23 protein-coding genes and 1 tRNA gene are annotated in these 23,492 nt (G+C 65.4%); 8 read left to right on the top strand and 16 right to left on the bottom strand.

The window, feature by feature from the left end:
• Positions 1 to 670: 670 nt before the first annotated feature.
• The 3 genes from gorA to C1720_RS09650 all read right to left on the bottom strand — a co-directional run bounded on the left by gorA (position 671) and on the right by C1720_RS09650 (position 4,482).
• Positions 671 to 2,098: a glutathione-disulfide reductase gene (gene gorA / locus C1720_RS09640; protein WP_102284043.1), complete on the bottom strand. Its 1,428-nt coding sequence runs from the start codon at positions 2,096 to 2,098 to the stop codon at positions 671 to 673.
• 624 nt (positions 2,099 to 2,722) lie between these two features.
• Positions 2,723 to 3,265 carry a TIGR01841 family phasin gene (gene phaP, locus C1720_RS09645; RefSeq protein ID WP_050716340.1) on the bottom strand — a complete coding sequence of 181 codons (543 nt, stop codon included), beginning with the start codon at positions 3,263 to 3,265 and terminating at the stop codon, positions 2,723 to 2,725.
• A 662-nt stretch (positions 3,266 to 3,927) separates the two neighbouring features.
• Positions 3,928 to 4,482, bottom strand: coding sequence for a DUF2062 domain-containing protein (locus C1720_RS09650; protein ID WP_050714549.1), 555 nt, complete (start codon positions 4,480 to 4,482; stop codon positions 3,928 to 3,930).
• A 136-nt stretch (positions 4,483 to 4,618) separates the two neighbouring features.
• Between C1720_RS09650 and C1720_RS09655 the strand changes: the two genes are divergently transcribed.
• Both C1720_RS09655 and C1720_RS09660 read left to right on the top strand, forming a co-directional pair.
• Complete coding sequence (locus C1720_RS09655) at positions 4,619 to 5,491, top strand: polysaccharide deacetylase family protein (protein ID WP_146006969.1); 873 nt, start codon at positions 4,619 to 4,621, stop codon at positions 5,489 to 5,491.
• A complete protein-coding gene (locus tag C1720_RS09660) occupies positions 5,488 to 6,312 on the top strand; it encodes a competence/damage-inducible protein A (protein ID WP_102284044.1) in 825 nt (274 codons plus the stop codon). Before C1720_RS09655 ends, C1720_RS09660 begins: the two co-directional genes overlap by 4 nt.
• Positions 6,313 to 6,522: 210 nt before the next feature.
• Here C1720_RS09660 and C1720_RS09665 read toward each other — a convergent pair whose 3' ends face one another.
• The gene (locus tag C1720_RS09665) at positions 6,523 to 8,451 is read right to left on the bottom strand and encodes a GDYXXLXY domain-containing protein (protein WP_158241692.1); all 1,929 of its coding nucleotides are present in this window, start codon (positions 8,449 to 8,451) and stop codon (positions 6,523 to 6,525) included.
• Positions 8,452 to 8,480: 29 nt separating this feature from the next.
• Positions 8,481 to 9,482, bottom strand: a complete 1,002-nt coding sequence (locus C1720_RS09670; RefSeq protein ID WP_102284046.1) for a DUF2157 domain-containing protein — start codon at positions 9,480 to 9,482, stop codon at positions 8,481 to 8,483.
• A gap of 164 nt (positions 9,483 to 9,646) precedes the next feature.
• Here C1720_RS09670 and C1720_RS09675 point away from each other — a divergent pair, with 164 nt between their 5' ends.
• Positions 9,647 to 10,126 carry a methyltransferase family protein gene (locus tag C1720_RS09675; RefSeq protein WP_102284047.1) on the top strand — a complete coding sequence of 160 codons (480 nt, stop codon included), beginning with the start codon at positions 9,647 to 9,649 and terminating at the stop codon, positions 10,124 to 10,126.
• On the opposite strand, the gene C1720_RS09680 is transcribed toward C1720_RS09675, so the two are convergent.
• The 4 genes from C1720_RS09680 to C1720_RS09695 all read right to left on the bottom strand — a co-directional run bounded on the left by C1720_RS09680 (position 10,102) and on the right by C1720_RS09695 (position 12,231).
• Positions 10,102 to 10,341 (bottom strand): hypothetical protein, encoded by a 240-nt coding sequence (locus C1720_RS09680; protein ID WP_102284048.1) that lies wholly within the window; start codon positions 10,339 to 10,341, stop codon positions 10,102 to 10,104. The genes C1720_RS09675 and C1720_RS09680 overlap by 25 nt on opposite strands.
• A 227-nt stretch (positions 10,342 to 10,568) precedes the next feature.
• The gene (locus C1720_RS09685) at positions 10,569 to 11,054 is read right to left on the bottom strand and encodes a hypothetical protein (protein WP_102284049.1); all 486 of its coding nucleotides are present in this window, start codon (positions 11,052 to 11,054) and stop codon (positions 10,569 to 10,571) included.
• A 48-nt stretch (positions 11,055 to 11,102) separates the two neighbouring features.
• Positions 11,103 to 11,735, bottom strand: coding sequence for a retropepsin-like aspartic protease family protein (locus C1720_RS09690; protein WP_102284050.1), 633 nt, complete (start codon positions 11,733 to 11,735; stop codon positions 11,103 to 11,105).
• 10 nt (positions 11,736 to 11,745) lie between these two features.
• Positions 11,746 to 12,231, bottom strand: coding sequence for a YajQ family cyclic di-GMP-binding protein (locus C1720_RS09695; RefSeq protein ID WP_102284051.1), 486 nt, complete (start codon positions 12,229 to 12,231; stop codon positions 11,746 to 11,748).
• Between the two features lie 41 nt (positions 12,232 to 12,272).
• Here C1720_RS09695 and murB point away from each other — a divergent pair, with 41 nt between their 5' ends.
• The gene (gene murB, locus C1720_RS09700) at positions 12,273 to 13,328 is read left to right on the top strand and encodes a UDP-N-acetylmuramate dehydrogenase (protein ID WP_102284052.1); all 1,056 of its coding nucleotides are present in this window, start codon (positions 12,273 to 12,275) and stop codon (positions 13,326 to 13,328) included.
• Between the two features lie 58 nt (positions 13,329 to 13,386).
• Here murB and C1720_RS09705 read toward each other — a convergent pair whose 3' ends face one another.
• From C1720_RS09705 to C1720_RS09720, 4 genes are all read right to left on the bottom strand, one after another.
• Entirely contained in the window at positions 13,387 to 14,361 is a 975-nt protein-coding gene (locus C1720_RS09705) for an acetyl-CoA carboxylase carboxyltransferase subunit alpha (protein WP_050714538.1), read from the bottom strand.
• Positions 14,362 to 14,593: 232 nt separating this feature from the next.
• The gene (locus C1720_RS09710) at positions 14,594 to 16,111 is read right to left on the bottom strand and encodes a DUF2868 domain-containing protein (RefSeq protein ID WP_102284053.1); all 1,518 of its coding nucleotides are present in this window, start codon (positions 16,109 to 16,111) and stop codon (positions 14,594 to 14,596) included.
• A 228-nt stretch (positions 16,112 to 16,339) separates the two neighbouring features.
• Positions 16,340 to 16,867: an inorganic diphosphatase gene (gene ppa, locus C1720_RS09715; protein WP_050714536.1), complete on the bottom strand. Its 528-nt coding sequence runs from the start codon at positions 16,865 to 16,867 to the stop codon at positions 16,340 to 16,342.
• A 447-nt stretch (positions 16,868 to 17,314) separates the two neighbouring features.
• Positions 17,315 to 17,388: transfer RNA gene (locus C1720_RS09720), tRNA-Gly, on the bottom strand.
• Positions 17,389 to 17,502: 114 nt separating this feature from the next.
• Here C1720_RS09720 and ilvD point away from each other — a divergent pair.
• Complete coding sequence (ilvD, locus tag C1720_RS09725) at positions 17,503 to 19,227, top strand: dihydroxy-acid dehydratase (protein ID WP_102284054.1); 1,725 nt, start codon at positions 17,503 to 17,505, stop codon at positions 19,225 to 19,227.
• 319 nt (positions 19,228 to 19,546) lie between these two features.
• Here the strand turns inward: ilvD and C1720_RS09730 are convergent, their stop codons facing one another.
• The 3 genes from C1720_RS09730 to C1720_RS13780 form a co-directional block, all read right to left on the bottom strand.
• Complete coding sequence (locus C1720_RS09730) at positions 19,547 to 20,140, bottom strand: hypothetical protein (protein WP_102284055.1); 594 nt, start codon at positions 20,138 to 20,140, stop codon at positions 19,547 to 19,549.
• 9 nt (positions 20,141 to 20,149) lie between these two features.
• On the bottom strand, positions 20,150 to 21,562 hold the full coding sequence (locus C1720_RS09735) for a hypothetical protein (protein ID WP_146006970.1): 1,413 nt from the start codon (positions 21,560 to 21,562) through the stop codon (positions 20,150 to 20,152).
• Between the two features lie 200 nt (positions 21,563 to 21,762).
• Positions 21,763 to 22,242: a hypothetical protein gene (locus tag C1720_RS13780; RefSeq protein WP_199171037.1), complete on the bottom strand. Its 480-nt coding sequence runs from the start codon at positions 22,240 to 22,242 to the stop codon at positions 21,763 to 21,765.
• Between C1720_RS13780 and C1720_RS14620 the strand changes: the two genes are divergently transcribed.
• The 3 genes from C1720_RS14620 to C1720_RS09750 all read left to right on the top strand — a co-directional run bounded on the left by C1720_RS14620 (position 22,192) and on the right by C1720_RS09750 (position 23,387).
• Positions 22,192 to 22,386, top strand: coding sequence for an NERD domain-containing protein (locus C1720_RS14620; protein ID WP_369406080.1), 195 nt, complete (start codon positions 22,192 to 22,194; stop codon positions 22,384 to 22,386). The two genes, C1720_RS13780 and C1720_RS14620, sit on opposite strands and share 51 nt — an antisense overlap.
• Complete coding sequence (locus C1720_RS13140) at positions 22,364 to 22,675, top strand: hypothetical protein (protein WP_146006971.1); 312 nt, start codon at positions 22,364 to 22,366, stop codon at positions 22,673 to 22,675. The genes C1720_RS14620 and C1720_RS13140 overlap by 23 nt, the downstream gene beginning before the upstream one ends.
• Before the next feature lie 202 nt (positions 22,676 to 22,877).
• The gene (locus tag C1720_RS09750) at positions 22,878 to 23,387 is read left to right on the top strand and encodes an ABC transporter permease (RefSeq protein WP_233199908.1); all 510 of its coding nucleotides are present in this window, start codon (positions 22,878 to 22,880) and stop codon (positions 23,385 to 23,387) included.
• Positions 23,388 to 23,492 lie beyond the last annotated feature (105 nt).

Genomic DNA, 23,492 nt, shown 5'->3' on the forward strand with positions numbered 1-23,492 from the left:
AGCGAAATATTTTTGAAATGCCAAAACGGCATGCCTTGATGGCCGGGGCGCAGGCCGGAAGACGAAAGAGGCCCCGGCAGGAGCGCCGGCTCCACAAATGCCAGCGCCAGGCGCTTTTTGAAAACCCTCGCGCCCGGGCGTGAAGAGAGCCTGTTCAAAGCCCGTGCGTGAACACGAAGCGCAAGCCGGACATGGCCCCGGACCCAACGCGTTTCCGTCTCCAGTTACAGGCCGCCGGCCAGACCTGAATGCCCCCTTGCCTGATGCTGCGGGAAGCGGGGTTCATCCTTCAATTGACTTGTGCTCTTCCAGAATTTTTCTGGCCGCTCCAGGCCCTGCTGATGGCTTGCCATAAGGGGCGGCAGGCCGGAGCCGGACCGCAAGGCGTTCTCCGTTGGCGGCACCTGGCCTACTGCGCATCTTCCCGGCCCGCCCGCTGGCCCGCTTTCCGGGAGAAGCCACGGAAAGCGGGAAGGCGGCAGGAAGCTGATAGGCAATGGGCCTGCCAGGTCAGGGCGCCGCGCCTTGAATCCGCTTTCTGATGAAACGGAAACGGCTCTTTGTTTGTTGAAGAACCCGCTGGGCAAACAAACGGCGGCTGACTTTTTGGGCCGTCATCAGTCAATCAGCCGGCCTTTTGGCGTCTTTGCCATTCTTTCGCCTGCCTGGTTCAGTTGCGCGCCACTTGCCGCAGCGTCACGAACTCTTCGGCCAGCGTGGGGTGAATGCCGATGGTGGCGTCGAACTGCGCCTTGGTGGCGCCGCATTGCAGGGCCACGGCAAAGCCCTGGGTGATTTCGGGCGCGTCAGGCCCGGCCATGTGCAGGCCGATCACGCGGTCGCTGGCGTCATCGACGATGAGCTTGACCAGCGCGCGTTCGCTGCTGCCCGAAAGCGTGTGGCGCAGCGGCCTGAAATCGCTGCGGTACACGCGGATGGGGCGGCCCGCCGCGCGCGCCTGCTCTTCGGTCAGGCCCACCGTGCCGATGGGCGGGTGCGTGAACACTGCCGTGGGAATGTTGCGGTAGTTCATCTGGCGCGCAGGCTGCCCCGGCGCGGGGCCAAACAGCTGATCGGCCAGCGCCATGCCCTCTGCCAGCGCCACGGGGGTCAGCGCCATGCGGCCCACCACGTCGCCAATGGCGTAAATGCCCGGCGCGCGCGTGGCGAAGTGCTCATCCACTTCGATGTGGCCGCCCGCATCCACCGCCACGCCGGCGGCGGCCAGGTTCAGGCCGCGCGTGTTCGGCTCGCGGCCCGTGGCGTAGAGCACGGCGTCTGCGGTGATGATCTGCCCATCGGTCAGCTCCACTTGCCGCGCGCCATCCGCACCGGCGCTGATGCGCCGCACATCGCAGCGCGTGAGCACGCGCACGCCCGCCTGCTGCATTTGCCTGGCCGCGAAGGCGCGCACTTCGTCATCAAAGCCGCGCAGCACCTGCTCGCCCCGGTAAACCAGCGTGACATCAGCGCCCAGCCCGTGAAAGATGCTGGCCATTTCGCAGCCGATGTAGCCGCCGCCCACCACCAGCAGGCGGCGCGGGAAGGCGGGCAAGTCAAACATTTCGTCTGACGTGATGGCCAACTCGCCGCCCGGCACGCTGGCGCGGCGCGGCATGCCGCCAGTGGCAATCAGCACGTGGCGGGCGGCATGGGCCGTCTGCTGCCCGTCAGCGGCCCTGACTTGTACGCCCTGCAAGCCGCCCGCTTGCGGCCCCAGCAGGCCGGCCTGGCCGCGCAGCACGGCAACGCCCGCCTGCGTCATCAAACCTTCATACACGCCGTTCAGGCGCGCAATTTCCTGCGCGCGGGCGCTTTTGAGCGCGGCCCAGTCCAGCTGCGGCGCGGCTGCTTGCGGCCAGCGCCAGCCAAAGCCGCGCGCCTCTTCAAACGCTTCGGCGTAGCCAGCGGCGTAGCTGTAGAGCTTTTTCGGAATGCAGCCCACGTTCACGCAAGTGCCGCCCATGCGGCTGCCTTCGGCCAGCGCCACGCGCGCGCCGCGCTGCGCCGCCATGCGGGCCGCGCGCACGCCGCCGGAGCCGCCGCCGATGACGAACAGGTCAAAAGAAGAGTCAAGCAAAGAATCAGGCCGGGTCATGTGTTTTTCCTCTGAGGTAGTGCCACAAAAAGCTTCGCGCCACGCGCGGCGGAGCATTGTCCGCCGCCCGCGCACGCCTTGCTGCAAACCACCCCCCAGCCTGGCCGGGTGCGGAGAAAGCCGCCTGCAAAGGCCTGGGCGCAGGCGGCAGGCGCGCAAGCCTTTGCATACCTGCATTCCATGCCCGCATCCTGCCCTCTTATTTTGCTCCTTTATCCATAGCATAAGGTCCTAGTAGAACCTGCGCTGAATGGTATTTCTTGCCTATTGGATTTGCTACTGTTTTTGAATTTATGTGGCGTGCAGGAGTGCGCCGAAAGTGCCGCCTTATTCATCACATTCATCAGCCGTGTCTGACAGAGGCTGTCTTTTGCCTTTGCGCCCCAGGTCATTGCTGCAAGCAGGTTTCAAAGCAAGGCTGAATTGAAAGCGCCTGGTTGTGCGCCAGCGCGCATGAAAGGCACCGGGGCCTGATGGCTCTGGCGTGTTTTTTCACGCCAGATTTTTCTCTGTTCGCTGGCCTGAATGCGCAAGCGGCCCGCAGCCATAAAAAAGGCCACGCCTGAAAAAAGGCGTGGCCCGCAAGTGGCCTCCGCGAGGGAGGCTCCAAGGAGACAAACGGTATCAGCGCTTCTTGCTGCCGCTCTTGGCCAGATTGGCTGCGTTGGCGGTGACGGCGTTGAAGTTGGCTTCGGCCACGGTGGAAGCTTGCTTCACGGCTTTTTGCACCGATTCATACGCATTGTTGGCGGCAGCCACGGCGCTTTTCATCATGGCCACGGCGGTTTCAGAGCCGGCTGGGGCGTTTTGCGCGGTGTTTTCCACCAGGTTGGACAGCTGCGTTTGCGACTCGGCCACCTTGGCTTCCACAGCCTTGCCGAATTCGGCGCTTGCGCCTGCGGCAATGTCATACAGATGGCGGCTGTAGGCGGCGGTTTTTTCTGCCAGAGGCTGGAACACGCTGGCTTGCAGGGCGAGCAGCTCCTGCATGTCCTTGGCGCCCAGCAGGGCCTGCGCGTGAGCGGCTGATTCGTCCAGCATGGCCTTGGTGGCCGTCATGTTCAGCTCAACCAGGCGCTCAACGCTTTCAAAAGCCTTGGTGGTCAGGTCGTGCAGGGCTTCCATATTGGCTTTCTGGGCGGCCAGCAGTTGTTCAGGGGTCAGCATGTAGATTCCTTCAAAAACATAAAAGGGGAAAAAACCGCTGCCATGCCACAAAAAGCTTGTTGCAGTGCAGCAAGGGGATTTTAGAAGCGTCGATGCGCTTTGCAAGCATTTTTTGTGCGTTGCAACAAGACGCAGATCAAGAAAGTGTTGATCACGGGGGCTTGAGGCCTGCTCGAATTCCGTTCGCAGGCGCAAAAAGCGCGGACCCGGACGTTCTTGGGCCTTGCAGCCCATGCGGATCTGCGTTTTTGCCTCTCGCGGCCAGGCTCTGAACAGCTTCCAACAGGAAGGAGCGCGTTTGAAAAGGAGTTTGGAAGCCTGCCTCCCCCATCAGGCGGGCGGACATGGAGCGCTTGGAGAGCGCAAAAAGACTGCAAAGCGGCCAAGCAGCTGTACGGCCTGATTCAAAGAATGCAGACGCGCGAGAAAAAGGCTTTTGTACTACCCGTCAGAGCAAAGCTGTGAATCCATCAGAAATCACTGAAATTGATGGGATCAATGAAAGGGGCGAAGGGAAAACGGCGGGTTTAGAAAAGAGAAAAGGCAAACGGAATTCCAGCTGGTTTTCAAATTGGCCCTCTTGGCATCGCTGCCTCATGCTGGCTCCGCCAGTGGGCCAGCTGGCTGGCCGCCGCTGCGACCGGCTCCTGGCCCTGGCGCAGCTAACGGGGCTGGCGCCGCCAGCGCTTGTATCGCACGTGCAGCCACCAGCCCAGCGAAACCAGCGCGTAGGTTGCCAAGCCGCCCGCACAGGCGAAAACAGCCAGGCCCACGATGAGGGGCTTGCCCAGCGCCTGAATGCGCTGCCACAGGCCGGGCGGCGGCGCGCCATGGGGGCCGGAAGCGGCGCTGACTGCTTCGGCTGCCGGAAAGCTGGCGGGAGCGGCGCCTTCATGGCCGGTGAGCCATGCGCCCGTGCGCCAAGCCAGGTAGTAGATGGGCGCGAAGGTAATGGGGTTGGTCACCAGTGTGCTGCCCATGGCGGCAGGCACGTTGGCGCGCAAGACAACGGCGGTGGCCGCCGAAAGCGGAATTTGCGCCACGGGCAGCAGAAAACCGAAAAAAATGCCAATGGCCATGCCCAGCGCCACGCTGCGGCGCGAGAAGTGCCAGAGCTTGCGCTGCCCCAGCCAAGGGGCCAGCCAGCGGGTTGCGCGGTGTTTGGCGAGTTGCTCGCGCGTGGGAATGAATCGCAGGAAATATGAGAAAAATTTCACGGTGGGGCCTGATTTCCGGAATCAGGAGAAACGGCTTATTTTCGTGACAACTGGAATATGGAAACTACAATAAGTTACTTCGTGCCGCTGGTTTTGTTCCGGCATTTGCCATTGGCGATATTTTTGAGGATTTTTCATGACCCGACAACTTGATTTGCTGCGCCGCCCGCTGATCAGAGCCGCAGGACTGGCTGCTTCAAGCGCCGTCTGCCTGGCAGCGGCGGCGCAAAGCGCGCCCGCGCCAGCCCCCGCAGCGCCCGTGGCGGCGCCCGGGGCCTGCCAGCCGCTTTATCTGGCGCTGGAAACAGGCCATCTGGAATCGGCTCCCATGCTGGTGGAAGCCCTGCACACGCAAGGCGTGACGGCCACATTCTTTTCGGCCAACGAAAAGCAGAAAAACGGCAAAACCTCGCTGGACCGCGCCTGGGGGCCGTGGTGGAAGGCGCGCGCCCGCGAAGGGCATGACACGGCCGCGCGCACCTGGGACCGTGTGGAATGGAATGGCGACCTGCCGGGGCGCGAGCCGCGCTTTCGCATGCGCATACACGACGGCGCTTTTGCCGGGCGCGAGTTCACCTGGAAAGGCAGCAAGTACTGCGAGAACCTGGACAAGTCCGCCGAGCGCCTGAACTACTACACCGGCAAGCCGCCGCTACAGCTTTTTCACGTGGAAGGGCGCGCCTCCCCCCGCCTGCTGGAAACAGCCCAGTCCTGCGGCTACAAGCACGTGAACTGGACGACCGCCTCCTTTCTGGCCAGCAAAGACTGGACCGAAGGCAAAAAGCCCTATGACGAGCTGACCCGCAACGCCCTCAAGGCGCTTCCGCCCCAGCCCGTGCTGCTGGTGGGCACCAGCATGTGGGAAGGGCACGACGGCTGGGTCACAGGCGGCATGCTCAAGCAGTTCATCGGCCACGCCAAAGCGCTGGGCTACTGCTTCAAGCCCCTGCGCGAGCACCCTGACTACCAAAGCTGGCTGCAAGAGCACCCGTATGAGGACAAGCCGTGAACGCCCCGGTGTTCGGCCTCATCATCATCGGCGATGAAATCCTCTCGGGCCGCCGCAGCGACAAACACCTGGCAAAGTGCATCGAAATCCTGGCCGCCCATGGCCAGGCGCTGGCTTGGGCCGAATACGTAGGCGACGAGCCGCCGCGCATCACCGCCACGCTGCGCCGCGCCTTCGCCTCGGGCGACGCGGTGTTCTGCACCGGCGGCATCGGCGCCACGCCGGACGACCACACGCGCCAGTGCGCTGCAGCCGCCCTGGGGGTGGCGCTCAAGCCGCACCCTGAAGCCAGGGCGCTGATTGATGCGCGCATGCAGGCTGTCGCGCGCGAGCAGGGCCAGCCCTGGCAGCCCGATCACCCTGACCACCAGCGCCGCCTGCAAATGGGCGTGCTGCCAGCGGGCGCGCGGCTCATACCCAACAGCTACAACCAGATTCCCGGCTTCAGTTGCAGCGGCCCCGGCGGCGGTGCCGTGCACTTCATGCCCGGCTTTCCCGTCATGGCCTGGCCCATGATCGAATGGGTGCTGACGCACGAATACGCCGGGCGGCTGGATGCAGGCGCGCGCCAGCTGGAGCGCTCGGTCATCATCTTCGGCTCCATCGAGGCGGCGCTCACTCCCGTTATGGAGCGCGTGGAAGCGGCGCACCCCCAGGTGAAAGTCTTCAGCCTGCCCAGCATGGATCACCCCGAATACGGCCGCCACATCGACCTGGGCGTGAAAGGCCCGCCGCCCGCCGTGCAAGCTGCCTACGCCGATTTGCGCGCCTGGCTGGCGCCGCTGAACTTGCGCTACGGCCCTGAAATCACCCGGCCTTGAGATTCAGAGACAGGCGGGGGCTGGATCTGGAGCATGTGCCGCCAGCCCGTTTCGCTCTTCTATTAATAGCGTGATGTCCTGGTGGAATGTGCGCAAAGAGGTGTTTCCGGCCCTTTGATTAGCTCCTGTTTTTGATGTGATCAGGCGGGCAGGGGCCGCCTGGAACAGGCTCTTGCGGGCGCTGTTTCATTCATGTCAGCCGCGTTGGCTTCATTCTGTTTTCGCATCGCCGGTTGCGCGGCTGCCTTCGCGGGTTTGTGTTTTGTTTTCCGTTTCGTCTTCCGTTTCGTCTTCCGTTTCGTCTTCCGTTTCGTCTTCCGCCTCTTTCCATGCCTGGCTGGCGGGCGCTGGCTCAATGGCCTGCAAATGCCCGTCTGCCAGGCCGGCGAGCAAGGCGCGGCCATCGGGCAGGGTGCGGAATTCGCCGTAGCGGGCCTGCTGGAAGGGGCGGCCACGGCCTTCGGGGAAGTGGTAGGCGTCGGTCACGAGCGTCCAGCGGCCGTTTTTGTGCAGCACGGGCAGCAGGCGCTCATCGGCGGCCAGCGTTTCGCCGGGGCGGGCCACGCGCAGCGGCTGGGCCACACCGCGCGCATCCAGCCGGGCCACGATGCGCGGCGCGGGCGCCCAGGGCCGGTTTTCGCGCACGGCCAGTTCGCCGGCGATGTTGGCGGGCAGGTCAAAGCGCAGCGCCATGTAGTCGCCCTGCATGAGCGAGCGCGGATCGGCCGGGGCCAGCGCCACGTAGATTTTTTCGCCGCGCGCGATGACGGCTTCCTTGCCGGCCACGTCGTGCCGCACCAGCGCCAGCGCGGCCAGCGTGCCCAGGGCGATCAGCGCCAGGCTGGCCCACGCGGCGGCGCTGGCGGGCACGGCAGGTGCCAGCAGGCTGGCGCTGCTCCATGCCTGCCGGGCGCGGCGGCTGGCTGTGCCCCAGCGCAGCGCGGCCAGCAGCGCGCCCAGCGCCGCGCCGGTGGCGGCCAGCACGGCGGCTTTTTGCACCAGCGGCCAGTGCAGGGCGTAATAAAAGCCTGAAAGGCCGAGCAGCAGAACGAATAGCGCCAGCGCCAGCAGGCGGCGGCGGTGCGTGCCCAGCGCCACCGTGCCCACCAGCGTGACCACGCCAATCAGCGGAATGAAAAAGCACGCCAGCAGCAGCACGCCATAGGCCAGCGCGAACAGCCCCAGGCTGCGCGCGCCAGCTTGCCGCAAGCGCCAGTGCCGCATCAGCCAGCCAGCGGCGGCCAGCGTGAGGGCCAGTTGCAGCGCGGCCCCCAGGCCCAGATGCAGCAGCGGCACGGCTAGCGCACCGGCCTCTGCCGAGCCTGACGCCAGCTTGCGCAGCGTTACGGCTGCGAAAAAGTGGCTGGCATTGACTTGCGCCACGCACAGCGCCAGCGCCACGCCCATGCCTGTCAGGGCCGGTGAGCAGCGCGCCTGCACGGCAGCCAGCCAGTGGCGGCCAGGCACGCGGCCTTCGCTGGCCACCAGCACGGCCCATGCCAGCGCCAGCACGGCGGCGTTGATGGCGTAAACGGGCATGCCCATGCTCCAGGACAGGAAACCGTCATGAAACAGCGTCCAGCGTCCGAACAGCCCCAGGGCCACCACCGTGGCCTGCACGGCCAGCAGCGCCTGTGCCCAGGCAGGCCCGGCCAGCGCCGCGCTGGCCGTCAGCACGGCCAGAAAAATCAGCCCCAGCGTGTCTGGCAGAAGGCCGCCTTCAGGCCCCATGAAGCCGAACATCATCAGGCTCAGATACAGCGCCACCAAACCGGCTTGCAGCACGGCAAAACCGATTTGCGCGTGCGCCATGCCCACTGGCGGGCGCAGCATGAAAGCGCCTGTTGCCAGCAGTGCGCCCGAAACCGCCAGCCGCACCAATGGCACGGACAGCATGTTCCAGAACAAAAAGCCCACCAGCGCCAGCAGCGGCCACACCAGCAGCTGCGAGCCGAAAAAGCCCATCACCGCAAAAATCCAGTGCGCCAGCCCTTCGCCGCGCGCCTTCTTTTCGCGCCACTGCGCGGTCCACTCGGCCGCTTGCGGCGGCAGCAGGCCCGCGTGAATGCCCAGCCCGGCCAGACGCAGCTCAGGCGGCAGCGCGCCCGCGCGTTTTTGCGCTTCAGATGCGTGATGCATGTTCATGCTCCTTTGTGCCCACTGTTTTTTTACCCGCAGCCTTCTTCGGCCAGCCACTGCCTTTGCAGCCGCAGCAGCAGCGCGGCGCTGCCGCCCAGGCACGCAGCCGAGACCACGGCGCCCACCAGCAGCATGCCCATCACGTTGGTATTGCTTTTCAGCAGGCCATAGCCCAGCCCTGCCAGCAGCAGCAAATCCAGCGCCAGCAGCGCCAGCCCCAGCGCCGCCACATCGCGCAGCCGCGCCATCAGCCAGCCCGCCGCTGCAGTCAGCAGCAGACAGATGGTGTAAAGCGCGCCGCCCCCCCGTTCTATCAGCCCCATCAGCCCCATCAGCCCCATCGCCACCCAAACCGGCAGCACGGCCAGCGCCGCCACGCGCATCAGCAGCAGCGAAGGCGCGCGCCCGCCCGCCAGCCAGTGCGCATGGCGCGACGGCGCCAGCCCCAGCCAGGTCAGCAGCCAAGGCAGCGCCAGCAGCAGCGCCCAGCCCGCCAGCGCCAGCTGCAGGCGGGGATGCGCCAGCTCGTACCGGGCCAATTCCAGCGGCAGCCCCCACAGCGCCAGCGCCAGCGCCGCCAGCAGCAGCCAGGCCGCCCACAGCAAGGCGCGGCGCGCAGCCAGCACCCACGGCAGCGCCAGCGCGGCCCAGGCGGCGAAAAGCTGCCAGGGATCGGCCCCCGTTTGATACGTCTGCCCCACAAACGCCAGCAAAGCGCCCAGCGCCAGCGTGGCCAGCAGCAGGCAGGCCGTGCGCAGGCGCGGCAGGGCCAGCGCCGCCAGCGCGGGCAGCAGCACCGCCGCCTGCAAGGCATTGAATTTGAAAGCGCGCGTTTGCTCCGGCCAGTTGGCCGCCACCCAGAACACCAGCCCCGCGCCCAGCAGCAGCGCCGCCACGGCCGCCAGCGCCTCCTCCAGCCAGCCGCGCAAGGCGGGCGGCCGGGCGTGCAGTTGCGACATTTGCCACAGCTGCCGCGCCTGCGCCGCCTCCAGGTTGAAACGGCGCACCAGCTGATGAAGCAGCTCATGCATGGAAAACACTCCTTTTTGCTCTGTTTCTGATAGCTGCCCGCGCTTGATCTACGGGCGCAAACGGCTTATTGGGGTATGAGAACCTGTTCCGGGGGCATGAAGGCCGGGCCGCCGGATGCTACTGCCTGCTACGGCGGGTAAATAGGGCCGGTAAATTCCGCGCCATGCCTTCGCCCTGGTACGCCCACAAGATTCCTCCGCCCGTGATCGACGCAGCCTGCGCCGCCCTCATGTGGCAGCTGGCCCGCAGCGTGCCTGCCGGGCAGCTCTGGCCGCCGGGCGGCGGTGCGTGGGTCTGGGCGGCAGCCCTGGCGCTGGCGGCGGCGGGCGGCGCGCTGGCGCTGGCGGGCGTGTGGGCCTTCGCGCGATCGCGCACCACCGTCAATCCGCTGGCGCCGCAGCGCGCCCGCGCGCTGGTCACGGGCGGCGTGTATCGCTACACGCGCAACCCCATGTACCTGGGCATGCTGCTGGCGCTGGCAGGCTGGGCCGTGTGGCTGGGCAATGCCGCTGCGCTGCTGGCGCTGCCGCTTTTTGTGGCGGTGCTCAACACCTTGCAAATCCGCCCTGAAGAGGCCGCGCTGCGCGCGCGCTTTGGCGCGGACTATGCCCGCTACGCTCAGCGCGTGCGGCGCTGGGTGTAGCCCTTCCGCGCGGGCCGGAAGCGCTGCGGGCCATTCATTCCGGCGCTGGCGGGCGGCTTTTGAAAATGCCAGCCTTCATCACATGAAAAAACCGCCCGGCAATGGCTTCGGGCGGTCATTTTCAGTTCATTCAGATCATGAATCCGGAAATTCACGATGATTTCCGCCGCTGATTCAGCGTCTTGAATCAGACATTCATATCCCCGGGAAAACATGATTCACTGGGTAATAAAAAACGCCAGATTGATTTTTCTCTTTTCATCAGCCGGATGGTTTTGGCGTGGCCGCTGTTTCAGGGAATGAAGGGGCACAACGGGCAAGCCGCAGGCGTGGCGCCGTTTAGCTACTTTATCCATAGCGTGATGTCCTAGTGGAAACTGCGCGGAGCGCCTTTTTTGCCCCTTGAATTTGCTCCTGTTTTGGGTGTGTCTGATGCCAGGCGTCACGGCTTGCTGCGGCGTTTTTCGCGGCTGGCAGGCGAGCTGGCGGCGCGCTGTTTGCGCAGCGGCCGGGCTTTGGGTTCCCTGGGCGGCTTGGCGCGCACTTCATGGCCGCAGGCGCGGGAAGCGGCCTGGCGTTCCTGCTCAAACTGCTCGGCATCCACGCGCTGCGGCTGGGTTTGCAGGCTGCGCAGGGCATTGCGGCAGGCCCAGCTGTTTGAGTGGTGGCTGCTGGCGCGGCCCGCGCGGCTGGCGGGCGGTGCAGCCTGCGCGGCTGCGGCGCGCTGGTCTTGCACGCGGCCTTCGCTGCCGTCCATGCTGTTGGGGCGCAGGGTGATGGGACCTCCGGCTTGTGCGCTGGCGCAAGGCTGGTCAGAGTAGGTGACAGGGCCGCCAGGCGTCTGGCATTTGTGGGCCTGCGCCCAGGCCGGTTCGGCCAGAAAGAGGGCCAGGGCGGCAGAAGCGGCGTGGACGGACTGACGGCGCATGAGGGGTGGAAGGCGAGGACAAGGGTGGGGCGAAGAGGCCTGAGCCGCTCAGCCGCGCTTTTCCAGCGTCATCTGGCTGCCTTCGCGGCGCATGCTGAAGTGGTTGAGAAAGCTGTTGCCCAGCAGCACGAAGGGCATGGGAATGGGGGTGACGACGGTTTCCACGTTATGCACGGTGACATTGCCTACGCGCACTTTGTCCACGTGGATTTGCCAGCCGCGCACGACGCCATTGGCCGTGCGCAAGCCCACAGGGCGGCCGCTCTGGTAGTCCAGCCCGATGCGATCGGCTTCGGCATGGCCGATGGCAAGCGCCGTGGCGCCGGTATCCACCATGAACTCTACGGTTTTGCCGTTGATGCTGCCGCCGGTGACGAAATGGCCGCGCGCGTCAGCCGTGAGCACGATGCGGCTGTTGCCGGCGCCGCTCACATTCACGGGCGTGGCGCCCACGCGCAAGGTCAGTTGCTTGCCGTCGGCCAGGACAACCGCCTGATCCGCGCCGGTGGAGATGACTTTGACGCCCTGTGCGCTTTCGCCCGGCGCCAGCGCGCGCGGGCGGCCGCCGTTGATGACCAGCAGCGCTTTGCTGCCCATCATGCCTTGCAGGGAAACGTTTTGCGCCGCTGCCGGAAAGGCGGCAAACAAGGCGGCAAGCAAGACAAAGGAAGGTGAGTGCATAAGGTTTTTCTCAGTCGCGGAAGTTGTTGAACGACAGCGGCAGTGCGCTCATTTCCTTGCGCAGCAGGGCCATGACGGCTTGCAAGTCGTCTTTCTTGGCGCCCGTCACGCGCACGGCTTCGCCCTGGATGGCGGCCTGCACTTTCAGCTTGCTGTCCTTGATGAGTTTCTGAATCTTCTTGCCGTCTTCCGTGGCGATGCCGCTGCGCACTTTCACCACCTGCCTGACTTTGTCGCCGCCGGCTTTTTGCACTTGGCCCTTGTCCAGAAAGCGCACGTCCACGCCGCGCTTGGCGAGCTTGGCGCGCAGGATGTCTTCCACCTGCTGGAGCTGGAAGTCGGCATCGCCCAGCAGGGTGATTTCCTTGTCCTTGAGTTCAATGGCGGCGCTGGTGCCCTTGAAGTCAAAGCGCGTGCCGATTTCCTTGGCGGCGTTGTCCACCGCGTTGCGCACTTGCACCATGTCGGGGTCGCACACCGTGTCGAATGAAGGCATCTGTATCTCCTGCAACAAAAAGGCAATGCCACAATTGTCACATGCTTGTCTCCCGCCAGGCCCCCTTGCAGAGCTTCAACACCTTTGGCATTGCCGCGCGCGCTGCCGCGCTGGTGCGCGTGCGCAGCGAGCAAGACTTGCGGCAGGCGCTGGCCGCCCCGGAGCTGGCGGGCCTGCCGCGCCTGGTGCTGGGCGGCGGCAGCAACATCGTGCTGGCCACGGGCGAAGTGCGCGCCGCCGTGCTCAAGATGGAAGTGCCGGGGCTGCGCGTGCTGGAGCAGACGGCGCGCCACACCATCGTGGAAGCAGGCGCGGGCGAAAGCTGGCACGGCTTTGTGCAATGGACGCTGGCGCAGGGCCTGCCGGGGCTGGAAAACTTGGCGCTCATTCCCGGCACGGTGGGCGCAGCGCCCGTGCAGAACATTGGCGCTTACGGCGTGGAGCAGCAAGACCGCTTTCATTCGCTGGATGCCATTGACTTGCGCACGGGCCGCCCCTTCACGCTGGACGCGGCGCAATGCGCCTTCGGCTACCGCGATTCCATCTTCAAGCACGCCCCCGCCGAGCCGGGCGGGCTGGGCCTGGCCGGGTGCGCCGCCATCTTGCGCGTGCGCTACGCCCTGCCGCGCCAGTGGCGGCCCGAGCTGGGCTACCTGGATTTGCAGCGCCGCATGGCGGAAGAAGGCGTGGCTGCGCCCACGGCCAGCCAGATTCGGGACTGGGTGGTGGCCATCCGCCGTGCCAAGCTGCCCGATCCCGCCGTGCTGGGCAACGCGGGCAGCTTTTTCAAAAACCCCACCGTCACGGCCGAGCAGTGCCGCGACATCATTGCCCGCGAGCCGCAGGTGGTGCATTACCCGCTGCCCGATGGCCGCGTCAAGCTCGCCGCTGGCTGGCTGATCGACGCCTGCGGCTGGCGCGGCAAGCGCATGGGCAACGCGGGCGTCTATGAAAAGCAGGCCCTCGTGCTGGTGAACCTGGGCGCGGCCGACCACCCGGCCACGGGCGGCGAAGTGATGACGCTGGCCAAGGCCATTCAGACCAGCGTTTACGAGCGCTTCGGCATTCGCCTGGAGCCGGAGCCGGTGGTGGTTTGAGCGCCGCTTCGCCCGGGGCGGCGCTTTCGCCCCTCGCGGCCAGGCGCTGAGCAGGCCCTCAGGCGGGGGCCGCTTCAAAGCGGCCGTAGCTTTGCAGGCGCTGGTAGCGGCGCTCCAGCAGCTCTTCAGGCTCCAGGGCGCTGAGTTGGCGCCAGGCTTCGCCCAGGGCGCGCTTGAGCAGGGTGCACATGTGCTGCGGGTCGCGGTGCGCGCCGCCTGTCGGCTCGCTGACTACTTTGTCGATCAGGCCCAGGCTTTTCAGGCGCGGGGCCGTGATGCCCAGCGCTTCGGCGGCTTCGGCGGCTTTCTCGCCGGTTTTCCAGAGGATGGAGGCGCAGCCTTCGGGGCTGATGACGGAATAGATGGCGTATTGCAGCATCAGCGTCTGGTCTGACACGGCAATGGCCAGCGCGCCGCCGGAGCCGCCTTCGCCAATGATGGTGGTGATGATGGGCGTGCGCAGCTGCGCCATTTCATAGATGTTGCGGCCGATGGCTTCAGACTGGCCGCGCTCTTCGGCGTCGATGCCCGGAAAAGCGCCGGGCGTGTCCACGAAGGTGAAGACGGGCAGGCCGAATTTTTCGGCCGTTTTCATCAGCCGCAGCGCCTTGCGGTAGCCCTCGGGGCGCGTCATGCCGAAGTTGCGCAGGGTGCGCTCCTTGGTGTCGCGCCCTTTTTGGTGGCCGATCACCACGCAGGCATGGCCGCCAAAGCGCGCCAGGCCGCCGATGATGCTCTGGTCGTCGGCAAAGTGGCGGTCGCCGTGCAGCTCAATGAAGCCGGTGAACAGGCCCTTGACGTAGTCCAGCGTGTAGGGGCGGTCGGGGTGGCGGGCGATTTTGGTGATTTGCCAGGGCGTGAGGCTGCGGTAGATGTCCTGGGTGAGCTTGAGGCTTTTCTGGCTGAGGCGGTCGATTTCTTCGGTGATGTCTACCGCCGCCTCATTGCCCGATTGCATGTTGCGCAGCTCTTCAATCTTGTTTTCGAGTTCGGCGATGGGCTGCTCGAAGTCGAGAAAGGTGCGTTTGGCCAAGGGCCTACTCCTGTGTGTGCGGACAAGCGGGCAATGTTAGCGGATGTGTCTCGCGGGCATGACCGCAGGCCGCGCTGTTTTCAGGGGGCTGGCGGGCGGCGGAATCAAGGGGGCTTATTTTGCTCCTTGATTCATAGCATGAGGTCCTAGTGTAATTTGCGCTGATGCCGTTTTTAGGCACCCTGAATTTGCTCTTTTTTCTGAACTGGTTGCGCGGCTTGCGGCAATGCCGTCATGGCTTTTGCAGCCAGGCGAGGGCGCTGGCTTTGCTGGCGAGCAGGGCGGCGCCCGGCTTTTCGGCGCGGAGCCAGTTTTGCCAGCGCGCGGCGTGCCCGGCCTGGGCCGCTTCGTCTGCGGGCACGAGCCAGAGCGCGGTGCGCGGCGCGTGGCGGGCGGCTTCGCGCAGGAAGCGGGCGGCGCCCCGGTCAGGGCTGGCGCTGGCGTGGCAGGCCAGCAGCAAGGCGGCGGGCGGGCGCGCGGCCAGCTCGGCCAGGGCGGCCTGGCGCTGGGCGCTGCTGCCATCCACATTCAGGATGCGAAGCGCGGGGCTGGCCGGCAGGGCAGGGGGCCAGGGCAGCTCCGGCGGCAGTTCAAAGCCGATGAGCGCGGGCGCTGCGCTGGCGGCGTGGGCGCTGGCGGCGCTTTCGCTGCAAGGGGCGGGGCGCTCGGCGTCCATGACGACGGCGGGCGCGAGGGCATCCAGGCGGGCGAAGACTTGCCGCACGTGCAGCAAGGCTTCGGGCGAGTCTGCGGGCAGGGCGGCATCGGGCTGCGCAAGGCGGCCCAGGCCTTGCCGCCAGCGCCACAGGCAAAAGGCGGCCAGCAGGGCGCGCGGCAGCAGGCCGTAGGTGAATACGCAGCCCATGAGCCACCAGGCCCAGGCGCTTTGATTCGCGGCGGCGGCGCTGGATGCGAGGGTGGCGGAGGCCGGAGCCGATACCGCCAGGGCCTGCTGCACGGCGGCGGCGTCGGGCACGGCAAAGCCCAGCCGCGCGGGCAGCCAGCCGCTGGCTTGCACGAAGGCGGCGAAGGCGTGGCTGCTGAGGATGGTGGTCTCCCAGGTCAGGCTGTAGGCGCGAAAGGCAAAGTCAAACAGCAGCAGCGCCAGCGCCAGCGCGAAGGCCAGCGCCCAGATGCCGTGGCTGATGCCGCCCAGAAGCCAGGGCCAAAGCCGCAGGCGCTGCAAGACGGTGGCGCTGGCATCGAGCAGCCGGGCCGCATTCGAGCCGGAGCGCGCCAGGCGGCGGCTGGCGCGCGAGGCGACCCGCTGTGCCATGCGTTGGGCCAGCCGCCAGGCCATCCGCCCCAGCAGCGCGCCGCCGCTGGCTTGAGGCAGTTGTCCGGGCAGCTGTTTGGGCAGCTGTTTGGGCAGCATGAGCGCGGCCAGCCAGACGGCCAGCGCCAGCAGGTGCGGCCCCAGCAGGGCGGCCAAGGCCGCAGCGGCGTTGATGGTGCGCTCCGCGCCCAGCGCGGCGCGCTCCAGCCCCAGCGCGGCCAGGGCCACGGCCAGCGCCAGCGCGATGAGGGCCAGCCCCAGCGCGGCGCGCGCCTGCTCCAGCGCCTGCGTCAGCCCCAGGCGCTCGCCCAGCAGCCAGGCGCGGCGCAGGTATTGGGCCGGGCGCTCGCCCGGCTTTTCGCGCGCGGCCTGGCGCAGCGCGCCGGCGTCGTCCAGCCAGCCCGTGCTTTCCAGGCCCTGCACGGCCTGCGCGATGACGGCCTGGGCCAGCGGGGTGTCAGCAGGGGCATTCATGCGAGGGGCGCGTGAAGAAAAAAGCGCGTGAAGAGGGGGCGGGGGCAGCGAAGAGGCCGCTTTGCTGATTCAAAAACAGGAGCTGATTCAGGGGCATGAAAAGCAGGCCTTGCGCAGTCTGCACTAGGACCTCATGCTATGAATCAAGGAGCTAAATCAAAGCAAAACGGGAGCAAGGAGCGAAGGTGAAGAAGCAGAGGCGGCGGCCCCGCCTCGCTTTGCGCGGGCTTACTTTTTGGCGGCGGCGATGCCGTCGGCAATTTCCTTTTTCGCGGCTTCGGGGCCGTCCCAGCCCAGCACCTTGACCCATTTGCCTGCTTCCAGGTCTTTGTAGTGCTCGAAAAAGTGCGTGATGGCGCGCGTGAGGCTTTGCGGCGCGTCGTCAGGCGTTTTCCAGCCGTCATACAGCGGCAGCTTTTTGGAAACGGGCACGGCCAGCACCTTGGCGTCGTTGCCCGCTTCGTCTTGCATGTTCAGGATGCCGATGGCGCGGCAGGTGACAACCACGCCGGGCGGCAGCGGCACGGGAGTGACGACCAGCACGTCCACCGGATCGCCGTCGCCGGCCAGCGTCTGCGGCACGTAGCCGTAGTTGGCGGGGTAGTACATGGCGGCGCTCATGAAGCGGTCCACGAAGAGGGCGCCGCTTTGCTTGTCCACTTCATATTTGATGGGGTCGCCGTGCATGGGAATTTCAATGACGACGTTGAAGGCTTCGGGCGCTTTGTCGCCGGGGGTGACGTTTTTCAGGGACATGTGAGCATTCCTTTCGGCAAAGAGGATTCAAAAGGGGCGGATTCTAGGAATTCGCCAGCCTGACGCTCCGGCTGGCCGCAGCAGGACGAAAGAATGGAAGCGGGGGACTGGAGGCGCCTTCGCGCGGCAGGCGGTTGCGCCCGGGCGCGGCGGGCGTTCAGGCGGGGTGCATCGCAAAGCGCGCCGGGCGCCAGGCTGACTCTTTGGCCTTGGGGCGGGCTTGCGGCCGTCATGCGGCAAGGGCGCTTGCGCCTGGATTCGCGCTTTGCCTGGGCCGCTTTGATGCTTGCCGAAACCAGCGCCAGCGGATTGGGGCCGGCGTTGCCGGATGGGGCCGGGCGTTGCCGGATCGGAATTTCTGGAAGGGCCGCGACGGCGGGCCAGGCGGGCTGAAGCCCTTCATGGGCCTTTGCGGCGCGCCATGAAAGGCTGAAATAAAAGCTGGAGTGGAGCGGGCGATGGGAATCGAACCCACGTCTTGAGCTTGGGAAGCTCAGGTCCTGCCATTGAACGACGCCCGCAGGGCAAAGACTTGCAAAGCGCGCGATTCTATATCGCAGGCTTGTGCCGCAGGCGCAGACCTAGAATGCACGGCTTTTCCTCTTGCCATTTCATTCACCCCACGAGGTTTTCCCATGAACGACTGCAATTGCGACTGTGACAGCGGCGGCAGCCAGCGCCTGGCCATCAACCGCCGCAGCGCCAACATCACCCAGGGCAAGGCGCGCGCGCCCAACCGCAGCATGTACTACGCCATGGGCTACGAGGAAAGCGATTTCCAGAAACCCATGATCGGCGTGGCCAATGGCTACAGCACCATCACGCCGTGCAACAGCGGCCTGCAAAAGCTCGCGGACGCGGCCATTGTCGGCATTCGCGAAGCGGGCGGCAACGCCCAGGTGTTTGGCACGCCCACCATTTCAGACGGCATGGCCATGGGCACCGAAGGCATGAAATACAGCCTGGTCAGCCGCGAAGTCATTTCCGACTGCGTGGAAACCTGCGTGCAGGGCCAGTGGATGGACGGCGTGGTCGTCATTGGCGGCTGCGACAAGAACATGCCCGGCGGCATGATGGGCCTGCTGCGCGCCAACGTGCCGGGCATTTACGTGTATGGCGGCACCATCCTGCCGGGCAAGCTGCACGGGCAAGACCTGAACATCGTCAGCGTGTTTGAAGCCGTGGGCGAAAACGCCGCCGGCAAGATCAGCGACCAGGAGCTGAAAGACGTGGAGCAGCACGCCATTCCCGGCACCGGCTCCTGCGGCGGCATGTACACGGCCAACACCATGTCGGCCGCCTTCGAGGCCATGGGCATGAGCCTGCCGTACTCCAGCACCATGGCCAATCCGCACGATGAAAAACAAAACTCCGCGCGCGAATCGGCCAAAGCCGTCATCGAAGCCGTCAAAAAAGACCTCAAGCCGCGCGACATCGTCACCCGCCAATCCATCGAAAACGCCGTGGCCGTCATCATGGCCACGGGCGGCTCTACCAACGCCGTGCTGCACTTTCTGGCCATCGCCCATGCGGCGGGCGTGGACTGGAGCATCGACGACTTCGAGCGCATGCGCAAGAAAGTGCCCGTCTTTTGCGACCTCAAGCCCAGCGGCAAATACCTTGCCGTCGATCTGCACCGCGCCGGCGGCGTGCCGCAAGTGATGAAGATGCTGCTGAACGCGGGCCTGCTGCACGGCGACTGCATCACCATCACCGGCAAAACCGTGGCCGAAAACCTCAAGGACGTGCCCGATGAGCCGCCCGCCGGGCAAGACGTGATCCGCCCCTTTGACGCCCCGCTCTACAAGCAAGGCCACTTGGCCATCCTCAAAGGCAACCTCTCGCCCGAAGGCGCCGTGGCCAAAATCACCGGCCTGAAAAACCCCGTCATCACCGGCCCCGCCCGCGTGTTCAACGACGAGCAAAGCGCCCTCAAGGCCATTCTGGATGGCCGCATCAAGGCGGGCGACGTCATGGTGCTGCGCTACCTCGGCCCCAAAGGCGGCCCCGGCATGCCCGAAATGCTCGCCCCCACCGGCGCGCTCATCGGTGCGGGCCTGGGCGAAAGCGTGGGCCTGATCACCGACGGGCGCTTTTCCGGCGGCACCTGGGGCATGGTCGTCGGCCATGTGGCCCCTGAAGCCGCAGCAGGCGGTGCCATCGCCCTGGTGGAAGAAGGCGACAGCATCACCATCGACGCCACCCGGCTGCTGCTGCAACTGAACGTGCCCGAAGCCGAAATCGCCCGCCGCCGCGCCCAGTGGCAAGCCCCCCCGCCGCGCTACACGCGCGGCGTGCTCGCCAAATTCGCCTTCAACGCCTCCAGCGCCAGCAAGGGGGCGGTGCTCGACAACTTCTGACGGCCCCCGCCAGCCTTGCAAAAACGCGCCTTCAAGGCGCGTTTTTTATGAGCGCCCCCAATCCCCAAGTGCAATACTGCCAAGGAATTGAGAGGCCCTGAACCACCGAGCCTGCATACCAATCAGCGAGAAAGGCGCTGGGCGGCCGCACGCCGCTCTGTATGCCCAGTGCTTGCAGCAGCTGAGCGTGCAGGGGGCAGTGCATTGAGGCGGTGTGCGGTTGGGGTTGGGGCTGCCCCCGTCTTCCGGCCGAAAGCCGCTATGCTTTTAAAAGCGCCAGCAGACTCGCCAGCCATGAAAAACCGTGCTGTGTGAAGCCTCAGCGCGGCGCGCCTGGCTCGCAGCGGCTGTCAAAGCGGCGCTGGTTGTATTTCATGCCCACAATGTTTTCGCCACTCATGAAATTGCGCCATGGCAGGCCGCGCCGGGCCAGCTCAGCCGTGAAAGCGGCGCGGTCGCTTTCATAGCGCTTGAATTCATTGCTGCGGCAATCGAAGAGGAAATAGGCCAGTTGATAAGTCTGGACTGCGGAAGCGGCCGACCGGGGCGTTGCTGCGGCCTGCTCTGATGCCAGGGTGCCATAGGCATAGCCGCGCTCGATGTACCAGCTGTCCAGCTGGCTGACCCAGCCCACGGTTTTCCTGCCGACTTGCAGGCGGTAAGGTGCCCGCGCGCCAGAAAACAACGGCTGACTGACGCGCAGATCGCCTAGCACCGCGCCCGAGTAGCCCACCGTTTGCTTGAGCAGGTACGCACCGGCCAGAAATACCAGCGCAAGCGCCGCCAGCACGCCCCAGCCCAGCGCCCCGCCCGCTGACGGGCGGGGCGGGCGGCAGCCGCAGCGCAGCCCCCGGCTGGCGCTGCCAAGAGGTTGGACGCCAGGTGGCCGAGCGGGCAGCTGCGCTCGCGTCATGCACGCACCTTATTGGGAATACACGCCATCAATGGGCACGGTCCAGCGCTCTTCAACGTCATAAGGCGTGCCAAAGGGGTCCCACGAGCCGGAAAACCAGTTGAAGGTGTCAAGGGGGTCTTCAAACCTGTCGGTGTAGTGGTATTCGATGCAGCCTGTGATCTTGTAGGCGCCGTCGTCCTGCTTGACTACCGTGCCCTTGAACTCGCCCTCGAGCACGCCGCTGCCCATGGCCCAGACCATCTCATCGCCCCATTTGTACGCGTTCTTGAAGCGGGTATCGTCTTGATCTTGAATCACTTGCTGGATGAAGCGACCCTGGATGCTGCCTTCTTTGCCGAAGGCGCCGTCCTGGTTCACCAACTGCTTCAGGTCGACGCTCAGGCCCATTTCTGTCAGTGTCATGGATTTTCCGCTGTCGCCAGTGTAGTGATCGAGCATACGCTTGTTGCCCCACGGGTTGAGCTGGTTCAGCCATTCTTGCGTACTGGCGTTGATGCCTTTGGCGGCGTTGAGCTGCTTGGTGATGCCGCTCGCATCGGTTTGCATCAGCCGTGTCAGCTTGCCCTGCAATGACTGGGCCACCTTGTCGGCGCCAACGCTGGACACAGGAAAGCCCGTGGCTGCGCGCACCTGGTCCAAGCCCTCAGATGCTGCGGCAAACACCCTGGCCTTGACAGCTGGGTCGGCACTGCCTTTGGCCACTTCCAGCAGTTTTTCCAGCTGCTGCGGGTCGTAGCTGACGCTGGTAGTGGCGGCGCTCGAGTAGTCGCGGGTGGCGTTCGCGTCCATAAAAGTGGTGGTGATCGTCTCGTTCAGTCCGGCGTCCACCACGGCCTGCAGGGTCTTGTCGTCCATCTTCTGGATGGCCTGGTTGAACGATGCGGCATCGCCGCCCAGGCTGTTGAGCACATCCAAAATGGCCTCGGCCTCTTTGTCGCTCGTCTCAGTGCTGGTGCTGACGGCGCCCAGGGAGGCCTCCGTGTGAGAGGCCTGCATGAGAGAGTCGCCATTTGCCGTGCGCGGCGCCATTTCTTCGATAAAGGCCAGCTTGGTTTCGGCATCGGCGTGCCGGGCCACGGCCTGTCCCATGGCTATGACGTCTTGCCGGCTGTCAAAGGCCTGTGCCATGCGGCCCAGCTGCTGGCCGTCTAGCCCTTGCGCCAGGGTGTTGAACAGATCGCGCCGTTCATCAGCAGACAGGCCCGATGCACCGAACAGGCCGCTGGCGTTGACATCGTCGGCCAGCGCCCTGAGGTCTGTATCCGAAATTTGCCCGATGGCCGCATTGCGTTCATCTTTTGACAAATCTTTCAGCTCGTGCACGGTTTGTTTGAGATTGTCATTGCGGTCCAAACCTAAAAACCCGTCGTTATGAACGCGCTGGCTGACGTTTCGCGCCACTTCGGCAGTAGTTGCCATGTCTTTTCCCTCCAAATAAATGGAAAACATGCTCGCTGTACCAGGAGACTGTGCAAGCACGGCGGCATGATGTGCAAAGCTTTTCAGGCGCGTGTATCTAATTGTCACAGGCTGCGCCTGCCCTGACGTGCCACAGCCATTGGGCAGCGCAAGGTCGCAGAAGTCCCAGAACAGCCCAGGCAAAAACCGCCCGCATCGCCTCACTGGCGGGTGGCAGGCACTTTCTTTTTTTGCAGCAATCCCAACATGAGTCGCAGCGGCAAACAGACAGCTTTGGCACGGGCGTGGCCCCCTTCTGGCTCCAGCCAGCCCAGCCCTTGCCCAGAGCTGTGCGCTCGCGGCAGCGCATCCATCGGGCCAAGGCATCGGTTACTCATCTTTTCATAGCTGAATGCGCTTGTCCAGCGGGCGGAAATGGCCTTTTTGAAATAGCCTTTTTGATTTGACAATCCTGCTGCACTTTCCGCGCGCATGCGCAGCGCCAAGCGGCGCGGCGCGCCCAAGGCAATAACCTGCTGCACGCCAGATACGCATCCGCAAACGCTGCAACGAGGAAGAAAAATGGCCGTTTTCCACAAGGTCTGGCCAAGGTTGACCGGCGCTGCGACACCGGCGAGCGCCGGGTGCTGGTGCTGCACCAGCTCAAGCGCCTGCTGTCTGACGACTGTCTGGTCTGGCACGACATACCCGTAGGAACCCAGGCCAGGCAACCTGACTTCTTCATCTTCAGCCCGCGCCAGGGCCTGCTGGCGCTGGAGGTCAAGGAGACGCGACGCCCTGGCTGGCGGCAACAAAGACAGCGTGCAGCTGCGCACTCCGCATAGTCTGGTAACCAGCGCCAACCCGCTGCGCCGGGCGCGCGACGATGCGATGGAGCTGGTCAACCTCACGGCGGCAGCTCCGCCCTGGCGCATGAGCAGGAACATTTCAGGGGGCAAGCTGCTGTTTTCCCTATGGCTGGGGCGTGGTTTTTTCCGGGTTGAACGAAAAGGAGCTGGACGGCGCCGATTTCTTCGATCTGTTTCCACGCCACAAACAGCTGCTGCGAAACGGCCTGAAACCCGCGACCTGAAATCCGAATTGGACAAGGCGCATTTTCAGCAGGCGCTGTAAGGCATGTTCACCGTCCACTAACCGCACGCGCTGCCCCTGTCGCATCGCGACTGCGTGTAGTGGCGCCCGTTTCCGGAAGTGCGCATTACGCAAGGCGAACTGTTAAGCGCGCCAGGCGACGGCAAGCAGGCCAATAGCAAGCAGACCGCCCCTGCCTGTGGCGCTGGCTTTTTTGCAGGTGATGAACCTGACGCAAGAGTAAATGGCCCGCCCCTGGGTCACGGTACTGCTGGGCACGCCGCCCATCGCCTGGCTGGTGCTGGCCATGCTCTGGTTCGGCACGGGCGACGGCACGCCCGTTTTCACCGTCTTCATCGCCAGCTTTCCCGTTGTTTTCGCGGGCGGCATGCAGGGCGCGCGCACGCTGGAGCAGCGCTGGCGCGATCTCTCGCAAGTTTTCGCCCTGCCTTGGCACATGCGCGTGACCGACATCTACCTGCCCCACGTCATCTCCTACCTCTTTCCGGCCTGGATCGTGGCGCTGGGCAGCTCCTGGCGCGTGGTTGTCATGGCCGAGCTGCTGGCTTCATCCGACGGCGTGGGCGCGGCCCTGGCCTCCAGCCGCGCCCAGCTCGACATGCCCGCCACCCTGGCCTGGATCGGCGCCGTCGTGCTGTTGCTGCTGGCGCTGGAATATTTGCTGCTGGAGCCTGTCAAGCGCGAAATCGAGCGCTGGCGCGAAGCGGGCGCGCGCCGGGAAGGGCTGGCATGACGGCCCCCGTGTCTACACCCGCACCCGCGCCTGAAGCCGCCCTCGCCGTCAGGCAACTGAACCACGCCTGGGCCACCCGTAGCGTGCTGGAAGACATCGGCTTTA

This window comes from Ottowia massiliensis, from assembly GCF_900240305.1.
GTDB lineage: Bacteria > Pseudomonadota > Gammaproteobacteria > Burkholderiales > Burkholderiaceae_C > Ottowia > Ottowia massiliensis.